This window comes from Boseongicola sp., assembly GCF_057460485.1.
In genome coordinates this window covers 1-3,033 of record NZ_JBVCWP010000395.1, presented here as the reverse complement: position 1 = coordinate 3,033, position 3,033 = coordinate 1, and the positions used below count along the sequence as shown (strand labels likewise).

At 53.5% G+C, this 3,033-nt stretch carries 5 protein-coding genes; all 5 read left to right on the top strand.

The genetic code is table 11. The annotated features are described in order from the left end of the window. The coding region (locus AC221Y_RS22685; protein ID WP_486708558.1) for a phage terminase large subunit family protein at positions 1-1,111 on the top strand (1,111 nt) is incomplete at its 5' end. An 11-nt stretch (positions 1,112-1,122) separates the two neighbouring features. Further along, positions 1,123-1,305: a hypothetical protein gene (locus AC221Y_RS22680; RefSeq protein WP_486708557.1), complete on the top strand. Its 183-nt coding sequence runs from the start codon at positions 1,123-1,125 to the stop codon at positions 1,303-1,305. 2 nt (positions 1,306-1,307) lie between these two features. Continuing rightward, on the top strand, positions 1,308-1,697 hold the full coding sequence (locus tag AC221Y_RS22675) for an SET domain-containing protein-lysine N-methyltransferase (protein WP_486708556.1): 390 nt from the start codon (positions 1,308-1,310) through the stop codon (positions 1,695-1,697). Continuing rightward, on the top strand, positions 1,685-2,002 hold the full coding sequence (locus tag AC221Y_RS22670; protein WP_486708555.1) for a hypothetical protein: 318 nt from the start codon (positions 1,685-1,687) through the stop codon (positions 2,000-2,002). The genes AC221Y_RS22675 and AC221Y_RS22670 overlap by 13 nt, the downstream gene beginning before the upstream one ends. Beyond that, positions 2,003-3,033, top strand: a 1,031-nt coding sequence (locus AC221Y_RS22665; RefSeq protein ID WP_486708554.1) for a portal protein, incomplete at its 3' end; no start/stop codon positions are given.

Genomic DNA, 3,033 nt, shown 5'->3' with positions numbered 1-3,033 from the left:
GAAGAAACGCTTTACGGGCGGCTGGGTCCATCACGACGAAATCGGGCGCGTAACGTGGAACAAGCAGGTAACGGATCTGGCCGTCAATGTCGAAGTGCTGGGCAAGTATGGCAGAGCCAACTGCAAGCTCAGAGCCTACACGCAATCGAAGCAGGGCCAGGGTACGCTGTCGTTCGCCGGTTATTCGCTGGATGGCGTCTGGATCGACGAATGCCCGCCCGATGATCTGGTCGGCCAGTTGGTCATTCGCCTGATGACCGGCAACTACAACAGGGGCGGTCATATCCTCTATACCATGACGCCGGAATTGGGATCGACCCAACTGGTGACGCAGTTCATGGAACACCGCAAGTCCTCACAGCATTTGGTGGGGCCGGTCGCATGGTCCGAATGCCCGCACCTGACGCCGGAAGTGCAGGAAAGCATCTTGCAGGGCGTTCCCGAAGATGAGCAGGAAATGCGGGCGAAGGGTGTGCCGTATTTCGGTTCCGGCCTGATCTATCCCGTACCCGAAAAACGCATCATCCATGAACCGTTCACCATTGACGAAGCGCCCAATTACTTCCGGTTTCTGCGGGCCATCGATTTGGGCGTGGATCATCCCACTGCTATCGTGTGGCTGGCCTATGACCCCGAAATCGACTGCATCTACCTGATGCGCGATTATTCGCAGACCGGCGAGAGTGCGGCCTATCATGCGGCGGTCGCCAATTCCTACATGGCCTGGTCCCCCATTGTGTTTCCGCCCGATGTGGATACAACGGAGAAAGGGAGTGGTAAAACGACACGGTACTGGTACGAGAAGGCGGGCATTGATTCCGCGCTAACGCTGGATTTTGAAAACCCGGATGGCTCCAAAAAAGTCATGCCGGGGATTATCGAGCTTCAGGACCGCATGAAAACAGAGAAATTCAAGGTGCTGCGCGGCTGCGATAACTTCCTGCGGGAGAAACGGGCGTACCACAAAAAAGACGGTAAGATCGTGAAAACAAACGACGATGTTATGGACGCACTACGATATGGTGCTATGATGTTGCCTAAGTACGGCGTACCAGCGGGCGGCAATGAGCGTCTGATGCGTAAGCCGAAGTACAAAGGCAGTTTCGTATAGGAGGCCGAATCATGGCAAAGAAGAAAGTCACGAAGAAGGCAACCAGCAAGAAAAAAGAGTCCACGTCCAGCAAGCCGCAATCGACGGTGTCTGTGGTCCCCGAGCATGTCCGCGCTACCAGCGGATTTTTTAAGGCCCGCGAAAAGTACAAAGAAGAACAGACCAAGTTGCTCAAGGAACGCTTGGCCCGATAGCCATGCGCGAGCGCCAGGACTTTGCGGCCATGCTGGATGAAATTGGCATTGACGATGCCGTTATTCAGCAGGACATGGCGAAGTTTCCGGTCGTGGAAAACGAAGATCCAAACATTTACCTTGCCCCATCAGCCATTCATGGAACCGGCCTGTTTGTTCGTCATCTGGAAAAAGGCAGAAGCATTTTAGGGGCGTTCGATCACGGCAGAACCAAAACCATTGCGGGGCGTTATGCCAATCACTCGCCTACTCCAAATGCATACATGGAAAGGCGCGGTAGTGACATTGTGTGTGTCGCCATGCGTGATCTGCACAACGAGGAAGTAACGCTCAATTACCGCGATTCATTCGCGGTCAAGGCAATCCAAGGAAATGGGCAATGTCTGGTTTAAATTTTAGGAATTATCCAGATATGTTATCAGCGCCCAACATTGATTTGTCCAATCGTGTCCGTGTACATAATCCGCAAACGGGCAAAAGTAGCTCGGTTTGGTCAATGAGCATTGGAGTTGAAGAGGGCGGCGAGGAAATCACGGTGCTTATTCCTCGTCTAAAGCCGGATGGAACCATCATGTCTGAGCAAGAAGCAATAGAGTGGTTTCGGAAAACCGGACAACATATGGGCAAGTTCAAAACGCGAAAAGAAGCAGACCGATTTTCTCGGGAATACTCCAAAAGCGTTGGAGAGGTAAAGTAAATGGAAGCGGAATATATCTGCAAGCGGTTCGATGAACTCGCCAACCTACGCAAAACCCTCGACTCCATTTTGCAGGACATCGAGGAATACGTGGTTCCCTATCGCGGCGAGTTTTTCCGCTCCAAACAATCGGAATACGAAACGGAGTGGCATCGCCCGAAAATCTACGATTCAACAGCCCCCGTAGCCGCCGACCATCTGGCGGCGTTCTTGCATTCGCTGCTGACCTCTCCGATTGTGCAATGGTTCAAGCTGGCGTTCCGCAATCAAAAACTGAACGACAACACCGCAGCGGTGCAATGGCTGGAAGCGGTTGAAGCGCGTATCTGGCAGGCGCTGCAATCGTCCAACCTGAAAAACGAAATGCCCGAAGCGTATCTCGACATCGTTTCGTTCGGAACCTCGGTGGTGTTTGAGGAAGAAATGAACGATTCCGAATGGGAAGGGCTGGCGTTCAGTACCTTTCCCATTGACAACTGCCAGTTTGAATACGGCGCAGATGACAAGGTATTGCGCGTTTACCGGGAACTGAAATACACCCGGCTCCAACTTGAGGACAAATGGCCGGATGGTGATTTTGGTGACATCAAGGATGATCCCGACACCAAGCACGAAGTCATCTTTTGTGTCTATCAGCGACCGGACATCAAGGAAACGAAAAAGCGCATGGCACCCAAGGCGCGACCCTGGGGCTACAAATATGTGCTGAAAAAGACCAAGACGGAACTGGAAGAAGGCGGCTACTACCACAAGCCCGCGATGGTGGCGCGATGGAAGAAGGTGTCCGGTTCGCGCTGGGGCCATTCCCCGGCAATGGTCTGTCTGTCCGACATCAAGCAACTCAACGAAACCGTGGCGATGACCTCCGAGGCCCGCGCCAAGGAAATCGACCCGCCGATGAAAACGACCCAGCGGGGACTCATCGGGGATCTGGACGCTTCGGCGGGCGGTCTGACGATGGTGCAGGACATGGATGATCTGGGCCGTCTGTTGACACCCAATCCGCAACTGTTCCAGGGCGACATCGAAAT

Bases quoted from the DNA above. Each gene is read 5' to 3' on its own strand.
- AC221Y_RS22675 (WP_486708556.1), top strand. From the start codon at position 1,308: ATGCGCGAGCGCCAGGACTTTGCGGCCATGCTGGATGAAATTGGCATT.
- AC221Y_RS22680 (WP_486708557.1), top strand. From the start codon at position 1,123: ATGGCAAAGAAGAAAGTCACGAAGAAGGCAACCAGCAAGAAAAAAGAG.
- AC221Y_RS22670 (WP_486708555.1), top strand. From the start codon at position 1,685: ATGTCTGGTTTAAATTTTAGGAATTATCCAGATATGTTATCAGCGCCC.